This is a genomic window from Micromonospora arborensis (assembly GCF_003205615.1).
Classification (GTDB): domain Bacteria; phylum Actinomycetota; class Actinomycetes; order Mycobacteriales; family Micromonosporaceae; genus Micromonospora; species Micromonospora arborensis.
The window spans coordinates 152,115-170,591 of record NZ_PYBV01000019.1 but is presented as its reverse complement, the minus strand read 5'-3'; the positions used below and the strand labels follow the sequence as shown (position 1 = coordinate 170,591).

The window sequence follows — 18,477 nt, the reverse complement described above, 5'->3', positions numbered from 1 at the left end:
GTTATTCCCGCCCTGGCGTCCGGTATGCCTCCGGTCAGCCCGCGTCGGGGCTGGTGGCGTGTGCGACGGGCAGGCCGGGGACCTCGACGTCCACCGCGAGCAGCGCACCGTCCACCGGGCCCGCCGCGGCCAGCCCCACGCGGGCGGTGCCGATGAAGAGTCGACGCAGGTCGGGGCCGCCCAGGCAGATGCCGGCGGGCTGCTTCGCCGGCAGCCGGATCTCCCGTTCCAGCGTGCCGTCCGGACGGTAGCGGCGGACCGCCGAGCCGCCCCAGAGCGCGATCCAGAGGTGGCCGGCCGCGTCGACCGTCATCCCGTCCGGGCCGCCGTCGGCGGGGGACAGCCGCAGGAACGGCTCCCGCCCGTGCAGGGCCCCGGTGTCGGGGTCGACGGTGAACCGGTCGATCTCGCCGCGTGGCGTGTCGGCGAGGTACATGGTGGTGCCCGTGGCGTCGAACGCCGGCCCGTTCGGAATGGTCAGCCCGGTCACCGCGGGCACCGGCGCCGCGCCCGGTACCAGCCGGTACAGCGTGCCCCCACCGGGCACCGCGGCGTACGTCATGCTGCCGGCCCAGAAACGGCCGTGCGGGTCGGCGACCGCGTCGTTCATCCGGGTCGGCTCGGGCGCGTCGGCGACCAGGTCGGCGACCGGTCGGGGGTCGCCGGTGGCGGGCAGCAGGGTGACGCCGGTCCCGGCGGCTGCCAGCCAGTCGCCGGGACGGTCGGCAACCGGGGCGACCGCACCGAGCGGAACGTCGAGGCGGCGCAGTTCCCGCAGTGGGCTCGGCGCGTCGCCGTCGGTCTCCAGCAGCCGGCCGGCCAGCAGGTCGACGAGGACCAGCCGGTCGTCGACCCAGCGCAGCCCTTCGCCCAGCTCCAACCGGTCGGTGCTCCAGACGGTCGGTTCGGTCAGCTCCATCTCGCTCCTCCAACAGATCTCCGGCGGCGATCGGTGGCCGCACCGGTCGACGACGAACGGCGGCCGTGCCGCTGCGCCGTTCAGCGGACGGTACCGCCGGGCCCGTGCTCGAGCAGCGTCAGCTCCGCCCGGTCGGGCAGCCCCTCCCAGTCGCCCCTGGTGGCGACCGCGAACGCGCCGGTGGTGACGGCCCGGTCCAGCCGGGCTGGCGCGTCGGCGCCGTCGAGCCAGGCGGAGAGCAGCCCGGCCACGAAGGCGTCACCCGCACCGACGGTGTCCACCACCGGCACCGTCCGGGCTGGACGGTGCACCGTCCCGGTCGCGCGGTGACTGGTCGCCCCACCGGCGCCGTGCTTGACCACTACCTCGGTCACACCGGCCGAGAGGAGCGCCGAAACCGGGTCGGTCGCGTCGGTCAGCACGGCCAACTCGTCGTCGGAGGCGACGACCAGGTCGATCGAGGGCAGCAGGGGCCGGAGCGCGGTGGCGGCATCGGAGACCGACCAGAGCCGGTTGCGGTGGTTGACGTCCAGGCAGATCGTGCTGCCCGTCGCGTGTGCGCGCCGCACCGCCTCCACCACCGCCTGGTACGGCTCGACGCCCAGCGCGCAGGTGATACCGGTGACGTGCAACAGCCGGGGCGGCGACCCGGGCGCGTCGAAGGCGTCGGTCACGTCGGCCGGGCGCAGCCGGGAACCGGCCGAGCCGGCGCGGTGGTAGGTGACCCGGTTGATGTCGGCGACGCGGTTCTCGAAGAGGATCAGCCCGGTGGGCGCGGCCGGGTCGATCCGGGACCAGGTCAGGTCGACACCCTCCGCCCGCAGCGTACGGCGGATGAGCTCGCCGGGCTCGTCGCTGCCGGTGACCCCGATCCAGGCGGCCCGGTGGCCGAGCCGGGCCAGCCCGATCGCCACCGTCGACTCGGACCCGGCAACGGATATCCCGGCGGTGCCGCCCAGCCGCAGCGGGCCGGTGGTGCGGAAAGCCGCCATCGTCTCGCCGAGCGTGAGTAGGTCGGTCACTGCCCGACCGCCGCGAGGAAAGCCGCGGCGCGCTCACGCAGCGCCGCCGGGTCGCCGCCGCGGACGGCGTCACCCAGCAGCGGGGAGCCGACGCCGACGGCTACCGCTCCCCGGTCGAGGTAACGCCGGGCGCCGTCCGCGTCGACCCCACCGACCGGCACGAACGCGGTGCCGGGGAACGGGTCGCGCAGCGCGCCGAGATAGTCGGGCCCACCGAGGGACGCCGGGAAGAGCTTGACCGCGGTGGCCCCGCCACTGCTGGCCTGCACCACCTCGGTCGGGGTGAGCGCGCCGGCGAGCACCGGCAGCCCCAGTCGACCGGCCTCGGCGAGGCTCGGTGCGAGTGCCGGGGTGACCAGGAAGCCGGCGCCGGCGTCGGCCGCGGCGCGGGCATCGTCGGCGCTGAGCACGGTGCCCGCACCCAGTCCGTAGTCAGGCCCGAGGGCGGCCCGGGCGCCTCGGATGATGCCGAGCGCGTCGGCGCTGGTCAGCGAGACCTCGACCAGTGCCACGCCGCTCTCGGCCAGGGTGAGCACGGCGGTCAGCGCGGCGGCCGGGTCCGGGCCGCGCACGATGGCCAGCAGCCGGTGGGTACGCAGCTCGTCGAGCAGGTTCATCGCGGATGTCCTCAGTGGATGCGGTGGGCGGAGATGGTGAGACGCCAGGCGATTTCACCGACGGGTGGGACGACCGCCGCGTCGGCTGGGCCGGCGTCGGCCAGGTCGAAGGCGGCACCGAGCATCGGTTCGACGCCGATGCTGCGGTAGGGGCGGTCGGTCGGCCAGCCACCCAGGTTGCGCCAGAGTGCCGTGCTGCGGGGCTGGTCGTCGCACTCCAGCTCCAGGGTCAGCCGGTCGACGCCGTCGATCACCTGGACCCGGGGGCAGTCGAGCAGTACCGCGCCGAGCGCGGTCCCGTCGTCCGGGCCGAGCGTGTCCAGGGTCAGCCCGGCGGGGGCCGGCCACGGCCCGGTCAGCCAGGGGGCACCGGTGGGCCAGGTGCCCGGCGGCAGGAGCGCCGCGGCTTCCGGGTGCAGCCGGGTCAGCGTGCCGGTGGGCGCGTCGAGGCGGGCCGAGGGGGAGAGGTCGAGCAATGCGTGCGCGGCCCAGACGAACCGGTGACCGGGATCGGCGGCCAGTCGGTAGTCGGCCACCACCACGCCGTCGGAGTCGGTGATCCGGCGGGTCAGGAGGAACGTCGGCCGCTGCACGACCACGGTGCCGGTGCCGGCGGTGCGCCACGGCCGCGACCACACCTCGCCGTGATCGGGCCGACCGCGCACGGTGGGCAGGCACTCCTCCAGCCCGCCGGCGTCGATGAACGCGTCGTCGGGGCGTACGTCGTGCCGGCCGGGCTCGGGGCCGCGCCAGAGCCACTCCCGACCGCCGCCGCGCAGGCTGGTCCACCGACCGCCGCGCGCCGCGTCGTACGCCGCGCGCAGCGGCACCGGCTCCGCGCCGGTCACCATTCCGCGAACGACCCGTCGGCGTGCTGCCAGACCGGGTTGCGCCAGGCATGCGGGGTCTGCGCGGCCTTCCGGACCGCCGCCTCGTCCACGGTGATGCCCAGGCCGGGCCGGTCGAGGCGGGCGATGTGCCCGTCCACGAACCGGAACGGCTCCGGGTCGACCAGGTAGTCCAGCAGCTCCGACCCGGCGTTGTAGTGGATGCCGATGCTCTGTTCCTGGATCAGGAAGTTCGGCGTCGCGAAGGCCACCTGGAGGCTGGCCGCCAGCGAGATCGGGCCGAGCGGGCAGTGCGGGGCGAGCAGCGCGCCGTACGTCTCGGCCAGCGCGGCGATCCGGCGGACCTCGGAGATCCCACCGGCGTGCGACAGGTCCGGCTGGACCACGGTGACGCCGGCCTGCAACGGACCGAGGAACTCGGTGCGACCGTAGAGCCGCTCACCGGTGGCCACCGGGATCGGCGTGCTGGCGACGATGTCGCGCAGGTGGTGGGCCTGGTCGGGGAGGACCGGCTCCTCCACGAAGAACGGGCGCAGGCCGACCAGCTCGGGCAGGATCCGGCGTACCGCGGCCAGCCCGGCCCGGCCGTGGAAGTCCAGCGCGATGTCCCGGTCTGGGCCGAGCACCTCCCGGGCGGCGGCGACCCGGCCGACCACCTCGTCCACCTCGGCCGAGGTGGGGATGGGGGAGAGGCGACCGCAGGCGTTCATCTTGACGCCGGTGAGACCGGCGGCGATCTGCGCGGCGGCGGCGTCGGCCACCTCGTTGGGCTCGTCCCCGCCGATCCAGGAGTAGATCCGTACGCGGTCGCGCACCGGCCCCCCGAGCAGCGCGTGCACCGGCGCACCGTACGCCTGCCCGGCGATGTCCCAGAGTGCCTGGTCGAGACCGGCGACCGCGCTGGAGAGGATCGGGCCGCCCCGGTAGAAGCCACCCTTGGTGAGCACCTGCCAGTGCTGCTCGATGCGGAGTGGATCCGCACCGATCAGGTATTCGGAGAGCACCTCGACGGCACTGCGCACCACTTCGGCACGCCCCTCCACCACCGGTTCACCCCACCCGACCAGCCCGTCGTCGGTCTCCACCCGGCAGAACAACCACCGTGGCGCGACGAGGAAGGTCTCGATCCGTTCGATCTTCACTGACTGCCCCTCTGTCCCCGTACCTTCGCGACGTCCCGGACGGCCTTGTCCAGCAACTCACGCATGGCGGTCTCGGCCGCCGTCTCGTCCCGCTCGCGCAGCGCGTCGACGACGGCACGGTGGCTGGGCACCGGGTCGTCGTGCGCGGCGCCGCCGTGCACCAGCCGGTCCCGTTCGGCGAGCCCGGTCTCCATCACCACCTCCATCCGCTCCAACAACTCGTTGTGGGTGGCGGTGAGCAGCGCGCGGTGGAAGGCGAGGTCGGCGGCGACGGCGGCGGCGGGATCACCGACGGCCTCGGCCATCTCGGCAAGCGCCCGGTCGAGGGCGGCCACGTCGTCCTCGGTCGCGCGGGTGGCGGCCAGCCGTGCGGCGGCCGGCTCGATGATGGCGCGTACCTCGTGCAGTTGGTCGAGCAGCCGCTGGTCGGCGCCCTCGGCGAACTGCCAGCGGATCACGTCACCGTCGAGCAGGTTCCAGTCGGCGCGGGGTCGGACGAAGGTGCCGCGTTTCTGCCGGGCGTCGACGATGCCCTTGGCCGAGAGGACCTTCAGCGCCTCGCGGAGCGCCGTCAGGCTGACGTCGAACTCCTCCTGCAACGCGACGAGGTTCAGGGTCGCGCCGGCGGCGATCTCACCGGTGAGGATGCGACGGGCGATTGCCTCGACGGTCTGCCCGTGGATGCCGCGGCGTGCGTACTGTGCCAATGCTCCTGGCCTTTTCGCTGGTCGGTATCGATCTCTCAGGCCGAGGCTTTCACCGCTGTCCAGCCACCGTCCACCACAAGGCTCGCGCCGGTGATGTAGGCGGCGTCCGGTGAGACCAGGAAGGCGACGGTCGAGGCCACCTCGTCCGGTGTGCCGAAGCGCTTCGCGACAGTCTCCGCGATGCTGCGTTCCCGGTCCTCTTCGGACACGTCCGCCCAGGCACCGGTGAGGATGGGCCCGGGCAGCACGGTGTTGACGCGCACCTGGGGGCCGTACTCCACGGCGAGTTGGCGGCCGAGCGCGACCAGGCCGCCCTTGGCGGCGGCGTACGCGGGCCGGCCGGGCAACCCGACAAGCGCGTGCACCGAGGAGATCAGTACGACCGCGCCCGAGCGTGCCCGCAGGTCGTCGAGGCAGGCGCGGACGCCGAGGAACGAGCCGGTGAGGCTGACGCCGAGCTGGTGGTCCCAGGACTGCCGGCTGGTCTCGTGGGCCGGCGCGACCTGCACGGCGTACGCGTTGCTGACCAGGATGTCGATGGGGCCGAGGCTGGCGCGTGCGGCCGACACCGCGGTCGCCCAGTCACTCTCCTCGCTGACATCGACCACTACGGAAAGTGCTCGGTCGCCACGGGCGGTCAGTTCGTCGGCCAGTGGGGTCGGGTCGTGCACGTCGAGCAGTGCGACAGCTGCCCCCTCGGCGGCGAGCCGCCGGGCCGTGGCCGAACCGATGCCGCCCATCGCGCCGGTGATCAGCGCGTTCTTGCCTTCAAGCCGGCGCATACGCTGATCCACCTGACCTCCGCCATGGTCTCGTCTAATCATTAATTACGAAGATATCTTGACAGTCGGCGACGACCGATGCAACCTTCTCGTCACAGCATTCACATGGACGACACATCGCGCAGTGACGCTACGTGTCGTAGAGGAAGGGATACCTCCGTGAGCGACTTCGACCCCGGTCGCCGGCGATTCCTGGGCCACCTTGGGCTCGCCGGCCTGGGTGCACTCGGCGCCAGCTCGTTCCTCAGCGCGTGCGCCAGTTCCGCGAGCGGACCGACGACGGGCAAGGGCTCGGGCGCGGTCACCATCCAGTCCAACCTCTCCTCGCCGCAGGCCAAGGAGGCGATGGAGAAGCTGATCGCGAACTTCAACGCCCAGGGCAAGGGCTCGGCGAGCCTCAACACGATCGCCTCGGAGACCTTCCGGACCCAGCTCCCCACGTACCTGACCTCGGCGAACCCGCCGGACCTCTACACCTGGTACGCCGGCTCGGTCGCCAACGACTACGCCAGCAAGAACCTGCTGCTGGACGTCTCCGACGTGTGGAAGTCGATGGGCGACTACCCCCAGTCGCTGCGCACCCTCTCCACCGAAGCCAGCGGCAAGCAGATCTTCATGCCGATGAACAACTACTGGTGGGGCTTCTTCTACCGCAAGTCCAACTTCGCGAAGTGGGGCGTGCAGGAGCCGAAGACCTGGACCGAATTCCTGGCCCTGTGCGAGACGTTGAAGAGCAAGGGCGTTCCGCCGATCGGCATCGGTCTCGGCGACACCCCGTGGGTGGCCTCGGCCTGGTTCGACTACCTCAACATCCGGATCAACGGTGCGCCGTTCCACCGCGAGCTGCTCGCCGGCAAGCAGCGCTTCGACGACCCCAAGGTCAAGGCGGTCTTCACCCGCTGGCGCGAGGCCCTGCCCTACTTCGACCCCAAGGGCAAGGCGTACCCGTTCCAGGAGGCGACCACCGCGCTCCTGGCCGGCAAGACCGGCATGTTCCTGATCGGCACGTTCTTCGCCGACGCGGCACCCAAGGACGCCCTCGGCGACCTGGACTTCTTCCGGTTCCCGATCATCGACCCGGCGGTGCCGCTGGCCGAGGAGGCCCCGACGGACGGCTTCTTCGCGAGCGCGAAGACCGCCAACCCGGCCGGCACCAAGGCCCTGCTCACCTACCTCTCCGGGGTCGAGGCCCAGGAGGCGTACGTCAAGGCCAGCTCCGGCATCGTGCTGCCGGCCAACCCCAAGGCCAAGGCCTCCGACTCCCCGCTCGTCGTCAAGGGCAAGGCGATGCTGGACGAGGCCAAGGAGCTGACCCAGTTCTTCAACCGCGACTCGAGCGACGCTCTCCAGCCGACCGCGGACACCGCGCTTACCAAGTTCCTCGACAAGCCGGACCAGATCGACGCGATCCTGCGGGAGTGGCAGGCCGGCGCCGAGAAGGTCTTCAAGGGCTGACGTGACGGCAACAGTCTCCACGACTTCGGTCACACCCACCCGGCTGCGGCGACGGTCTGCTCGACTGTCGCCGCTGCTGGTGGCGTTCGTCCTGGTGCCGTTCGCGGTCGAGAGCATCTGGGTCTTCTGGCCCGCGCTCCAGGGCTTCTGGTTCTCCCTGACCCGCTGGGACGGGATGTCGCCGCCGACCTTCGTCGGCACCGACAACTACGTCGAGCTGGCCGGCGACGCCACCTTCCGGGGTGCGTTGCTCAACACGGTGATCTGGCTGGTGCTCTTCGGTGGCCTCTCCGTGCTGGGCGGCTTCGGCATGGCGCTGGTCCTGCAGAAGGAGCGGCGGGGCGTCGGCTTCTACCGGGCCGCGCTGTTCACCCCGGTGGTGTTCTCGCTGGTGGTGACCGCGTTGGTGTGGCGGGTGTTCTACCAGCCCGACGGCATCGCCGACACGCTACTGCGGGCCGTCGGCCTGGAGCACCTGATCCGGCCCTGGCTCGCCGACCCGCAGACCGCCCTGTACGCGGTGATCCTGCCCGCCCTGTGGCGGCAGATCGGGTACGTCATGGTGCTGTTCCTGGCCGGGTTGAAGGCGATCGACCCGGCGCTGCACGAGGCGGCCCGGATGGACGGCGCCAACTCCTGGCAGCGGCTGCGACACGTCACCATCCCCCAGCTCAAAGGGGTCAACGCCGTCGTGCTGTCGGTCATCGTGATCGACTCGCTGCGCTCGTTCGACATCGTCTGGTCGCTGACCAAGGGTGGGCCGTACCACTCGTCGGAGCTGCTCAGCACCTACATGTACTCGACCGCGTTCCAGAGCCTGCGGCTGGGCTACGCCTCCGCGATCGCCGTCGTGATCTTCGTGCTCGCGCTGGCCGTCATCCTCGGCTACCTGGTTCGCGCGTTCCGGGAGGAAGCGTGATGAACAAGCTCCGCACCGGTTCCTTCCACGCCGGGATGATCCTGCTCTCGCTGCTCTGGCTGGGCCCGGTGCTCTGGGTCGTGGTGATGTCCACCCGATCGTTCGACGACATCGCCGCGCACGGCGTGGGCAGCCTGCCCCAGTCGTTCACCCTGGACACCTACCGGCAGGCCTGGACCGACGGCGGCGAACTGCGCGCCCTGATCAACAGCATGCTGGTCACGGTCCCGTCGGTGGCGTTGAGCCTGTGCCTGGCCGCGATGGCCGCGTTCGCGCTGAGTCGCTTCCGGATCCCCGGGCGGCGGACCATGCTGCTGCTGATGCTCGCCGGCAACCTGCTGCCACCGCAGATCCTGCTCATCCCGGTGTCCAAGTTCAGCGAGTTGACCGGTCTGTACGACACGCTCTGGGCGCTGATCACGGTGCAGGTCGGCTTCGGGCTCGGCTTCTACACGTTCGTCCTGCACGGCTTCATGCGGGACCTGCCGGGTGAGATCCAGGAAGCGGCCACGATCGACGGCGCCGGCACCGGGCAGATCTTCACCCGGATCATGCTGCCGCTGACCCGGCCCGCGCTGGCCGCCCTCGGGGCGCTCTCCTTCACCTGGATCTTCAACGATCTGCTCTGGGCGATCACCGTGCTGCGTACCGACGACAACATGCCGGTCACCCCGGCGCTGCTCGGTCTGCAGGGGCAGTTCGTCTCGTCCTGGAACGTCATCGCCGCCGGCACGGTCATCGCGGCCGTCCCCACCGTCGCGGTCTTCCTGCGCTTCCAGCGGCATTTCGTCGGAGGCCTGGCTCTCGGAGCGGTCAAGTGACCGCCGCGACGCCGCAGCGCTGGACGCTGCGCGGCGCGCACACCGAATACACGGTGACCGTCCCGGCGCACGGCCGCTGGCTCGAGCTGGTCGCGTGGGGCCCGCACGGCGTGTCCGACGGGCCGTCGCCGGTCGCCTACGACGGTCCGGTGCCGTTCCTCACCGCCGGGGACGCCGCCCCCATCGAGTACGCCACCGACGCCGACCGTCCGTTCAGCGGCGCCGACCTGGTGATCGAAACCCCCGCCGGGGAGCGTCGGGTCGGCTTCGTCCACACCGACGTGCGGGTCGACGCCGACGGGCGGGAGCTGGCTGTCGACTTCGCCGACGCGGTGACCGGGCTGCGGGCCACCGTGCACTACCGGGTCCCCGCCGACACGGACGTGGTGCAGCGGTGGGTCGAGCTGACCAACGACGGCACCGACCCACTGCGGGTCGTGCGGGCCGGATCGGGCGGGTTCTGCGTACCGACGCCGCACGGCGCGCTGCTCAGCCACCAGTGGGGGCAGTGGGCGCAGGAGTTCCAGCTCTCGCACGTCGAGTTGGGGCACGGCGCGTTCAGCATCGGCAGCTCCCAGGGCGTACCAGGGCATTTGCACGTGCCCTGGCTGGCCGTGCGGGACACCGCCGAGCCGGCCGGCCCGGCCTGGGGGATGGCGCTGGCCTGGACCGGTTCGTGGGAGATCAGCGCCGAGCGGGACACCGGGGGCCTGACCCGGGTACGGGTCGGCCGTCACCTGGCCGACGGCCCGCTCGAACTGGCTGCGGGAGCGGGGCTGGCCCTGCCGGTGATCACCGGGGCGTACAGCGCGGACGGTCTGGACGGGTTGGCCCGGGTCTGGCACACCCACCAGCGGTTGCTCGCAGGTAGGCGGCTCACCCCGCGCCCGGTGCTCTACAACTCCTGGGAGGCCACCTACTTCGCGGTCGAGGCGGAGAGTCAGCTCGCCCTCGCCCGGATCGCCGCCGAGTTGGGTGTGGAGACGTTCGTCGTGGACGACGGCTGGTTCGTCGGACGCAACGACGACACCGCCGGCCTGGGCGACTGGACGCCCGATCCGGCGAAGTTCCCGGCCGGGTTCGACGCGTTCATCGCCGACGTGCGGGCGCTCGGGATGAACTTCGGGCTCTGGGTCGAGCCCGAGTGCGTCAACCCGAAGTCGACCCTCTACGCCGAGCACCCGGAGTGGGTCTACTCCGTCGACGGTCGGCCGCTCACCCCGGTACGCAACCAGTACCTGCTCGACCTGGGCCGACCGGAGGTGGCCGAGTTCGTTCACTCCACGGTGGATGGTCTGCTGCGTCGGTACGACATCGACTACCTGAAGTGGGACTTCAACCGGCCGCGTACCGAGCCGGGGCGGCCGGGCGGGATCGCGCCGCTCGACCTCGACGGCGCGCACGTGGCCAACCTGCACCGGATCTACGAGCGGCTGCGCCGGGACCACCCCGGGGTGCTGATCGAGGCCTGTGCCGGTGGTGGTGGGCGAACCGACCTGGCGATGGCCGCCCGCGCCGACGTCTTCTGGCCCAGCGACAACACGGGCCCGCTGGACCGGCTGGCCATCCAGTACGGCTTCCTGCACGCCAATGCCCCGCACCTGCTCAGCTCCTGGGTCACCGACGCGCCCGGCCTGTTCGACCCCCGACCGCGAACGCTTGCGTTCCGGTTCGTCCTGGCGATGGCCGGTGTGCTCGGCATCGGCGCGGACATCCGGGCCTGGACAGCCGCCGAGCGGGCCGAGGCGGCCGGCTGGATCGCCCGCTACAAGGAGATCCGGGACGTCGTCACGCACGGCGACGTGCACCTGATCGGGGGCCCCGACCAGGCCCGCTGCGCCGTGCAGTACACCGCGCCGGACGCGCGCCAGGTAGTCGTGCTGGCCTGGCACACCGGACGGCTCGACGGTGCCGGCCTGCTGCCGTCCCGCCCGGTCCGGCTGCCGCTGCGCGGCCTCGACCCGGCGGCCCGTTACCGGCACGGCGACCGGCACTACTCGGGCAGCCACCTCGGTGCGCTCGGCCTGCCCGTGCAGTGGAGCCCGACCCACGACGCCGACCTCATCGTGCTGACCCGCGACTGAGGCCGGAGCACCACAGTAGGAACACCTACTTCGGCCTCGGTGGCGATCCCGCCGAGGCCGAAGTCAGGTCGGTCGCCGGCCACCTGGTCGGCAGCCTGCGGGTCGCCGGCCACAACTGCGTGGCTGGCGGCCCGCCACCGGCGCCATCCGGGTTGGCTCAGGCGGGGACGAGTTCCCGGCACCGGCGCAGGGCGGTCAGGGCGAGCGGCGCGTCGCGGCCTGCGATCCCGACTTCCAGCTCGGTCACGGCTGCCGCGGCCCGCCCCGGCTCACCCGCTGCCACTGCGGCCTCGGCCAGCACCAGCACGGCCTCGGCCGCCCACGCCAGGATTCCCTTGCCGCGTACCAGCGTCAGTGCTTGGGTCGCGTGCCGGACCGCCTCGTCCGGCCTCTCGGCCAGCGTCAGCCGGGCCAGCGCCGAGAGCGCCTGCACCAGCGGCCAGATCGCACCGACCCGCGAGGCGTCGGCCACCACCTCGCGCAGCGCCCGTTCAGCCAACTCCACCTGATCGCCGCTCCCGCTGTCACCAGCACCGCTGTCAGCGCCAGCGTCGCCAGCGCCAGCGCCGTAGTCGGCGGCGGTGGCGGTGTCGGCGGTTTCGGTGGCGGCGGCGTCGTCGGTGGCGGTGGTGGCGGTGCGGGCCAGCACGGTGGCCAGTTCGGCCCGCGCGTCGAGCAGGGTGACCGGCATCCGCTCAGCGCTGGCAACCAGTCGGGTGAGGCGCTCGGCGAGCCCGTCCAGCCGCCCGGCGGCTCGGTCCAGCGACAGTTCGGTCGCCTCGACCAGGGAGGCCAGCCGCTCGTACCCGGTCTCGTCGACAAGCGCCCGGCCAGCCGCCAGGAGCGCTTCCGCCTGCCCCGGGTGCCCGGCGTGCAACGCGCCCTGCGCCCAGTTCAGGCAGGCCCGCGCATGTTCCCGGGGCCGGTCGGCCAACTCGGCGGACGCCCGCAGCTCGGTGATGATCGCCCAGGCTGCCGGATCGCCCAGTTCCAGTAGCAGCGAGGCGCGGGCGATGCGTACCGCGAGGTGCGCCCCCGGGTCCCCGCTGGCCGCCGCGGCGCTCTCCGCCTCCGCACAGCGGGCCAGGTGGTCGTCGACGTGCCGGCCGACGACGGTGTCCGGGGCCGCCAACACCGCGAGTGCCGGGGCCTTGCGTCGCGGTGCGCGCAGGTACGGCACAGCACGTTCGATCTCGGTGTACCCGCGCAGCGCCTCGCCCTGCTGGCGCAGCATCCGCCCGAGCACCAGACCCAGTTCGCCGCGGGCTCCGGGCGGCAACCGCCGGTCGGCGAGCAGCCGTTCCAGCACCGGGATCGCCTCCGCCTGGCTGAGCCCGTCGATGGCCGAGCGGCCCAGCTTGGCGGCGAGCCGTACCCGTACCGGTCGGGGAAGCTCGGCGACGTCCATCGTCTGGAGCAGGAAGCTGGCGGCGGTCGCGTCGTCGCCGCGCTCGGTGGCCAGGTCGGCGGCCGCCTCGGCGTTGCGGACGAAGTCGGCCCCGCTGCCGGCCCGGCGGTAGTGGTGCGCCAGTTGGGCGACCGGCCTCGGCAGTTCCTGCTCCAACACCCGTGCGATGCGCAGGTGCAGCCACTCACGGTTCTCCCGGGGCACCAGGTCGTACACCACCTGTCGGGCCAGGTCGTGACGGAACCGCAGGCCGTCTCCGGCGTCGTGCAGCAGGCCCGCCCGGTGGGCCGCGCTCAGTGCCGCGCCGACCGCCACCCGGTCCAGGCTGAGCACCGAGGCGAGGATGCGCTGGTCCGGTGCCAGACCCAGCACGGCAGCGGCGCCAAGCACCTCCCGGGTGGCCCCGTCGAGCGGGCGCAGCCGCCAGAGCAGCACGTCACGCAGGACGAACGGGACGCTGTCGTCGGCCAACGGGTCGCCGCCCCGCTCGGCGAGCGTACGCAGCACCTCCTCGACCACGAACGGGATGCCGGCGGTACGGTCGAGCAGGGTCGCCGTCAGTTGCTGCGGCGGATCGTCGAGGCGCAGGGTCCGGGCGGCCAACCGGCGTACGTCATCGGCGTCCAGTGGGCTGAGCGCGACACGGGTGACGCTCCACGGTGGGGTTCGGGCCAACGCGTCGTGGATCGGCGTACTGCCTCCCGGCGTCGGCGTGCGGGCGGTCAGCACCACGGCCAGCCCGTCGACCGGGTGGGTGCTCAGGTAGCCGAGGAGTTCGCAGGTCGCCGGGTCGGCCCAGTGCAGGTCCTCGAGCAGCAACGTGGCGGGACTCAGCGCGGCCAGCACCGCGGCGACGGCCCGGAGCAGGCGGTGCCGCTCGGCAGCCGGGTCGGTCAACGGGGGTGGCGCGTCGGGCAGCACGTCCGCCAGTTCGGGCAGCAGCGGTGCGAGGGCGCCGGCCACCGGGCTGAGCGCGCCGAGTCGATCGGCGCTGCCACGGATCGCGTCCAGCAGCACGCCGAGTGGAAAGGGTTCCGGCACGTCGTCGCACTCGCCGACGAGGTGGTGCCCGGGGAGTTCGGCGAGCAGTTCGGCGACCAACCGGCTCTTGCCGATCCCGGGTTCGCCCTCCAACAGGATCAGGCACGGCGGGGCTTCGACGAGCCGGCGTAACTGGGCCAACTCCATTGCTCGTCCGACGAACTCGACGGGTCCGCGCAGACGTTCGGGGCGGACGGGAACTGGGCCCCCGCCGCCCCGCGTCTTGTCCTTGCCGCCGCCGATCACCGTGGGGTCGAGCAGATCACCCCCACCGGCGCGAACGTCCGGCCGGCGGACCGACGATGACCTGGGTCACACGTCGGGCCGCCGGCGCGTCGACACCGTCAGGACTGGACGGTGACCGGGACGGTCTTCAGGGAGCCGTCACCGTTGCGGAACTCCAGCACCCCGAGGTAGCGCTTCGCCGGTGCGAGGCCGGACCAGCGCAGGGTCAGGTTCGCCGTCGCACCCGGCTGCACGCTGCGCTGCTTCGGGTCGATGGTGAACCGGCCGGTGGAGGTGCCCGGCGCCCCCGGCAGGTAACTGGTGATGGTGTACGCGTTCGCGCCGGACGGGATGTTCTCGGTGAACCCCTGCTCGACGACGACGATGTAGTCGCCAGCGCCCTCCGGCAACGTCACCTTGGCGCCGTCCCGACCACTGACCGTGGCGGTGACGAACTTCCCGTCCTTGTCATAGACGTTGAGGCTGAACTCGGTGCACTCCATCACCCCCTCCTCGTCGTCCCAGTCGATGTGGGAGCAGGTGGGCCGCTCCGACGTGACCTGGATGAGCGGGCTGCGGGTGCCGGCCGGCACGTGCAGGGTGGTCCTGCTGATCGATGCGGGCAGTGGCACCGGCAGGTTGTTCGACGTGCTCCAGTCCCAACTCGGTCCGTCACCCTGCAGGGTGACGGTGCTGCTGGTGCCCGCGGTCAGGCCGGAGAGCTGGGAGATCAGCTGACCCTTGTAACCGACCTCGGCGGCGATCGGAACGCTGCCGGAGGTGCCCTTGCCGGTGATGGCGTCGGGGGCGACCAGCCCGGAGTTGTGCACGACAAGTGGGCTGCGTACCTCGTGCTTGAACTGGTCACGCCAGGTCAGCGAGCCGTCCGCCCAGGTGTCGAACGCGCCGCCGGTGTTGGTCACCTCCACGGTGAAGCGAGCCGACTTGCCGGGACGGATCTGCATCTTGGCCGGGGTGACCTTGACCTTGTAACCCGGCGGGGCCTGCACCGACGAGGTGTAGGTGCTGGTCTTGTCGCTGACGTTGGTGACGGTGCGGGTGACCGTCTGCTTGCCCACCATCCGGCCCAGCGAGATCGACGGGTAGTTGAGCTGGGCCGTCTCGATCGAGCCGATCGTGTCGCAGCCCTCCGGGTCGAGGCCGTAGTCGCTGCCCCGGTCGGTGGACACCCCACACAGGTACTGGCTCCAGTCCTGCTGGTTGGAGTCGTAGACCAGGCCGGGGTCGAAGGCGCTGCCCGGCTCGACCTGGCCGGCGCCGTAGTTCAGCGGCGTGGCGTCGTACGTGCCGATCTTGATCGGGTTGCCCTTGTCGGTCTTGTCCACCGCGCTGGTCATCAGTGCCGAGCGGACCGCCGCCGGCGACCAGTTGGGGTGCTTGGCCAGCAGCAGGGCGGCGATACCGGCGATGTGCGGTGCCGCCATCGAGGTGCCCGACTCCAGGGCGAAGTCGTTCCCGCCGATGGACGGGGAGAACGCCGCGACGATGTCCTGACCGGGCGCGCTGATGTCCGGCTTGAGCAGCTCGCCGGCGTTCAGGTTCGACGGGCCCGCCGAGGAGAACGCGGCGACCGACGGTGCCTCGACGGTCTCCAGCTTGCTCGGCGAGATGGTCGCCGTGGCGTTGCCCTTCGCGACGTACGCGGTGACCGTGGCCAGGTCGACCTCGTTGATGTGCACGGTCGGCACGGCCTGCACGTCGGCGTTGAGGGAGTTCAGCTCCTCGTTGTACAGGACCATCCCGACGCCGCCGGCCCGGGCCACCTCGATGCTCTTGTCGGTACGGGGAATCTCACCGCGTACGCAGAGCACGATCGCGCCCTTGACCTTGGCCGGATCCAACGTGTCGTCGGCGCAGAGGCCGGCACCGTAGGCACCGTCCGGGTCGAGTGCGCTGTCCTTCGCGAAGACCAGTCGGGCCGGCCCGACGCCGGTCTCACCCATGCCCGCACCGGTGATGGTGGTGCCGTTGCCGAGGGTGAGCTTCCGGTTGTTCTGTCGGTCGGTGGTGCTCGCGGCCACCGTGGTCAGCCATGGCGTCGAGTTGTCGACGGTGTTGGCGAACGGGCCGGAGTTGCCGGCGGCGGCAGCGACGAACACCCCGGCGGCGGCGGCGTTGAAGAACGTCGCGTCGACAGCCCCGAAACGCTCGGTGTCGTCACCGATCGAGTAGTTGATCACGTCGACGCCGTCGGCGACCGCGTCGTCGATGGCGTGCACGATGTCGATGTCGGTACCGGTCGCCCCACCCGCACCGTCGTCGTACAGCGCCTTGTAGATCGCCAGTCGCGCGGCCGGCGCCATGCCGGAGATCACGCCCAGGTCCTGGGTGCCCGACGTCGCCCGAACGCCGTTGAGACCGGCCGCGGTGCTGGCCGTGTGGGTACCGTGGCCGTTGCGGTCACGAGGCGAGGAGTAGTCGTCGGGGAAGGTTTCGGCGATGCCGCTGTCGTTGTACCAGCGGGCCCCGATCACCTTGTTGTTGCAGGCGACCGGCGCCTCGATGCCAACGTCGCAGGTGCCCTTCCACTTGGCGTCGATGATGGCCTGGTCGGGGCGAGGGCTGGGCAGCGGCGCGAAGCTCGCGCTCTCCGGCCAGTAGCCGCTGTCGATGATCCCGACGATGACGCCTTCACCCGCGTGGGAGTCTCCGCCGAACTCCTTCTTCCACACCCCACCCTGGCCGGTCAGGCCCAGGTAGTCGGGGGTGTGCGAGGTGGTCGCGTGTACCTTCCGGCTCTCGTACACCGCCCGCACACCCTGGGTGGCGCGCAGCCGGGCGGCCTGCGGCCCGGTCAGGTCGGCGGCGAAGCCGTTGAACGCGGTCTCCATGGTGACGCGGGTGCGGTCGGCCGGTACGCCGACCCGGTCCAGCACGGACCTGCGCTTCTGGCGCAGGTGATCCCGGTACGCGTTCGCGCTGCCCGACGTGCGGTTCAGTTTGGCACCGTCGGCTGGCTTCGTCGCCGCGATCCCGGGGACACCGCCGGTGTAGGTGGCCAGCGGCTCCTCGTCGAGCTGGACGAGGTAGCGGGCGGTCGGCCCACTGCTGGTCGGCGCGGCGGCGGCGCTGCCGGGCAGGCTGGTCAGTCCGGCCGCGGTCAGGGCCACGGCGGCCAGCATGCTGACCCCGCGCCTGACCCGTCCGGTCCGATGTGTGTTCGGTTGTGGCACGTCGTTGCCTCCACGTTCGGTGCCGGCCGCCACGACTGATGACGGTGGCCGAAACCTAGGATCGGTATTGATCGTCGAGAAGCACTCGTAACCTGGCTGTAACTTGGGAAACAAGCTCGTAACGTAACGGGTACTTTGCGCGTCATTTTGGGTCGCCGACCCCGGCGTGTTCCCGCGTGGCGCTGTCCGTGCCCGGCGCGGTCCCCGCGTGGCGCTGTCCGTGCCCGGCGCGGTCCCCGCGCGACGCTGTCCCTGCCCGGCGCGGTCCCCGCGTGGCGCTGTCCCTGCCCGGCGCGGTCCCCCGGGCGCTGTCCGTGCGTGGCGATGCCACCCGGCGGCGGTGTTCCCGCGCGGCGATCGTCGTCCGTGGGCGGGCGTCGTAGTCTCGTCGGGTGTCCGTGCCAGCTCGCCGGTTGCCCGTGCCATCGATCGAGTCGGCCTTCGTGGTCTTCGACGCTCAGGATTCCGGATGCCTGTCCTACGGAGTCGAGGAGGCGGGCCGGCGCTGGCTCGTCAAGACGGCCACCACTGCGAAAGGGCGAGCGTCCCTCGACCGGGCCTGCACGGTGCACGCCGCAATCCGCCGCCCGGCGATCGTCGGTCCAACGTGGACCGTCCCCGGCGAGGCCGGCCCAACGCTCATCTACCCCTGGTACGACGGCAGCCTGCTGAACCACGCCACCGTGCACGGCACGGACCGTGCCGGGCTGACCCGGTTCCAGCGTCTGCCGGTACCGCAGGTCGAGGAGGCGCTCGACGCGATCCTCGACGCCCACCTCGCCATCATGCCGCCGGCCTGGTCGCTGTCGACCTCTACGACGGCTGCTTCCTGTACGACTTCTCCGTTGGCCGGATGCGGCTGATCGACCTGGACGAGTACCGGCCCGGCCCGTTCGTGCTCGACGCCGACCGGTTGCCCGGGTCACGCAGCTACATGGCCCCGGAGGAGTTCGTTCGTGGCGCGCTGATCGACGAGCGGACCACCGTGCACCTGCTCGGCCGCACCCTGCACCACCTCCTTGATTCAGCCCAGGGCTGGCGCGGCAACGGTGACCAGCGCCGCGTCGTGGACCGGGCGACCGAATCCGCACCTGCCACGCGTTACCCCAACGTGCCGGCACTGGTTCGTGCCTGGCGGCTGGCGGCTGGCGGCTGGCGGCTGGCGGCTCGCGACACCCTGACCCGACGTCGGCGGGCCGAGCGCGCCCTGCAGGCCGACCAGCGTGAAGGCAGTCGATGGATGTTCAGACACGCTCACCGTGCTCACGTCCTCCGGTGGTAGTGGTTGCGGCG

General features: G+C 71.9%; 15 protein-coding genes. 6 read left to right on the top strand and 9 right to left on the bottom strand.

Features of this window, described 5'->3' with window-relative positions; translation table 11 throughout:
- Window positions 1-34: 34 nt before the first annotated feature.
- The 7 genes from C7C45_RS16740 to C7C45_RS16710 form a co-directional block, all read right to left on the bottom strand.
- Window positions 35-919, bottom strand: a complete 885-nt coding sequence (locus C7C45_RS16740; protein WP_110564579.1) for an SMP-30/gluconolactonase/LRE family protein — start codon at window positions 917-919, stop codon at window positions 35-37.
- 80 nt (window positions 920-999) lie between these two features.
- Window positions 1,000-1,941, bottom strand: a complete 942-nt coding sequence (locus tag C7C45_RS16735; RefSeq protein ID WP_110564578.1) for a sugar kinase — start codon at window positions 1,939-1,941, stop codon at window positions 1,000-1,002.
- Window positions 1,938-2,558, bottom strand: coding sequence for a bifunctional 4-hydroxy-2-oxoglutarate aldolase/2-dehydro-3-deoxy-phosphogluconate aldolase (locus C7C45_RS16730; protein WP_110564577.1), 621 nt, complete (start codon window positions 2,556-2,558; stop codon window positions 1,938-1,940). Before C7C45_RS16730 ends, C7C45_RS16735 begins: the two co-directional genes overlap by 4 nt.
- An 11-nt stretch (window positions 2,559-2,569) precedes the next feature.
- The gene (locus C7C45_RS16725; RefSeq protein ID WP_110564576.1) at window positions 2,570-3,409 is read right to left on the bottom strand and encodes a hypothetical protein; all 840 of its coding nucleotides are present in this window, start codon (window positions 3,407-3,409) and stop codon (window positions 2,570-2,572) included.
- A complete protein-coding gene (gene dgoD / locus C7C45_RS16720) occupies window positions 3,403-4,548 on the bottom strand; it encodes a galactonate dehydratase (RefSeq protein ID WP_110564575.1) in 1,146 nt (381 codons plus the stop codon). The genes C7C45_RS16725 and dgoD overlap by 7 nt, the downstream gene beginning before the upstream one ends.
- Window positions 4,545-5,255: a FadR/GntR family transcriptional regulator gene (locus C7C45_RS16715; protein WP_110564574.1), complete on the bottom strand. Its 711-nt coding sequence runs from the start codon at window positions 5,253-5,255 to the stop codon at window positions 4,545-4,547. Before C7C45_RS16715 ends, dgoD begins: the two co-directional genes overlap by 4 nt.
- Before the next feature lie 35 nt (window positions 5,256-5,290).
- Window positions 5,291-6,049 carry an SDR family NAD(P)-dependent oxidoreductase gene (locus tag C7C45_RS16710; protein ID WP_244200415.1) on the bottom strand — a complete coding sequence of 253 codons (759 nt, stop codon included), beginning with the start codon at window positions 6,047-6,049 and terminating at the stop codon, window positions 5,291-5,293.
- 147 nt (window positions 6,050-6,196) lie between these two features.
- Between C7C45_RS16710 and C7C45_RS16705 the strand changes: the two genes are divergently transcribed.
- The 4 genes from C7C45_RS16705 to C7C45_RS16690 are packed head-to-tail and all read left to right on the top strand — an operon-like array spanning window position 6,197 to window position 11,316.
- A complete protein-coding gene (locus C7C45_RS16705) occupies window positions 6,197-7,492 on the top strand; it encodes an ABC transporter substrate-binding protein (RefSeq protein WP_110564572.1) in 1,296 nt (431 codons plus the stop codon).
- A gap of 1 nt (window position 7,493) precedes the next feature.
- Window positions 7,494-8,411, top strand: a complete 918-nt coding sequence (locus tag C7C45_RS16700; RefSeq protein ID WP_110564571.1) for a carbohydrate ABC transporter permease — start codon at window positions 7,494-7,496, stop codon at window positions 8,409-8,411.
- Entirely contained in the window at window positions 8,411-9,232 is an 822-nt protein-coding gene (locus tag C7C45_RS16695) for a carbohydrate ABC transporter permease (RefSeq protein WP_110564570.1), read from the top strand. Before C7C45_RS16700 ends, C7C45_RS16695 begins: the two co-directional genes overlap by 1 nt.
- On the top strand, window positions 9,229-11,316 hold the full coding sequence (locus C7C45_RS16690; protein WP_110564569.1) for an alpha-galactosidase: 2,088 nt from the start codon (window positions 9,229-9,231) through the stop codon (window positions 11,314-11,316). The genes C7C45_RS16695 and C7C45_RS16690 overlap by 4 nt, the downstream gene beginning before the upstream one ends.
- Before the next feature lie 157 nt (window positions 11,317-11,473).
- On the opposite strand, the gene C7C45_RS34470 is transcribed toward C7C45_RS16690, so the two are convergent.
- Entirely contained in the window at window positions 11,474-14,011 is a 2,538-nt protein-coding gene (locus C7C45_RS34470) for an ATP-binding protein (protein WP_280101380.1), read from the bottom strand.
- Window positions 14,012-14,109: 98 nt separating this feature from the next.
- Entirely contained in the window at window positions 14,110-17,121 is a 3,012-nt protein-coding gene (locus tag C7C45_RS16680) for a S8 family serine peptidase (RefSeq protein WP_167454737.1), read from the bottom strand.
- 455 nt (window positions 17,122-17,576) lie between these two features.
- Between C7C45_RS16680 and C7C45_RS34465 the strand changes: the two genes are divergently transcribed.
- Complete coding sequence (locus C7C45_RS34465) at window positions 17,577-18,047, top strand: hypothetical protein (RefSeq protein ID WP_208641198.1); 471 nt, start codon at window positions 17,577-17,579, stop codon at window positions 18,045-18,047.
- The gene (locus tag C7C45_RS34460; protein ID WP_208641189.1) at window positions 18,038-18,466 is read left to right on the top strand and encodes a protein kinase family protein; all 429 of its coding nucleotides are present in this window, start codon (window positions 18,038-18,040) and stop codon (window positions 18,464-18,466) included. The genes C7C45_RS34465 and C7C45_RS34460 overlap by 10 nt, the downstream gene beginning before the upstream one ends.
- Window positions 18,467-18,477: the final 11 nt, after the last annotated feature.